Here is an 874-nt window from a genome sequence, read left to right on the forward strand (position 1 = left end):
TTAGACTTGTTGTGAAATAGTGCTCAGTCAGATTTGTCACAGGTGTCCGCTCTTCTCCCTCTGTTAAGCCGCCATCAGATAAAAGTTCCAGAGTCCTGCTGCCGTGAAGATGGAACGGTCATCAAAACTCTCTTTGCGATTGCGATAAACCTGGGCGGCAATTCCATAGCGTTTTAGGCCGGCAAAGGCATGCTCCCCGACGACTCGTTCTCGGGCAAGCGCTTGATTCTCAGCTTTCTGCTCATCGGTGAGTTGTCCGCCCTTGGGCTTCTTATGCGGAATCTCCACGTTGACATACTCGTTTTGCAGGCCCTGAAAGCCTAAGTCGCCCTGGATTTTGACCTCATCGGGAATCCACTCGGCCCATCCCTCGGTATTGAGGATGCCTTTGTCGTGGGTCTTGCCGGGATAGGCGGTGCTGAATACGAGAATCTGGCGGTCTGGGGCAACACCGGCCAGGTGAGTGCGGGTATGGCGCTTCTTTTTGCCGGAGTAATCTTCCTTCTGTTTGTCCCGGTCTTTCGCCCGCTGAATGGGGCGTTCAGTCCCATCGAGAATCACCCGCTCCACCTCGGGAAAGGCTTCGACAAAGTCTTCAAGACTCGTCAATTTGCGTTTCGGCAGCGCCATTTTTTTACCCAGGGCTTCCTCCAATAGCGGTTGGAGACGATGCATCCAACGATTGGCCTGAGCGCGATCCAGGTCAAATAGCAAACCGGCTAGATCAAAGGTGGGATATACCTTGAAGTAGAACAAGATGAAGAACAGCTTCGCCTCGACCGTCGCTAACGTGGGTTTTCGCCCGGCTCCGCTCGCCCGTTGACGGGGTAAGGGACTCCGACGCGGCACAGCCGCGTTGGCCAATACCTGAGCG

The 874-nt window shown here is 54.7% G+C and carries 1 protein-coding gene; it reads right to left on the reverse strand.

Translation table 11 applies throughout. The annotated features are described in order from the left end of the window. Positions 1-63: 63 nt before the first annotated feature. A partial coding sequence (locus E1H13_RS26650; protein WP_206071132.1) for a transposase family protein occupies positions 64-874 on the reverse strand: 811 nt, incomplete at its 5' end.

It is taken from the genome of Nodosilinea sp. P-1105, assembly GCF_012911975.1.
Lineage (GTDB): Bacteria > Cyanobacteriota > Cyanobacteriia > Phormidesmidales > Phormidesmidaceae > Nodosilinea.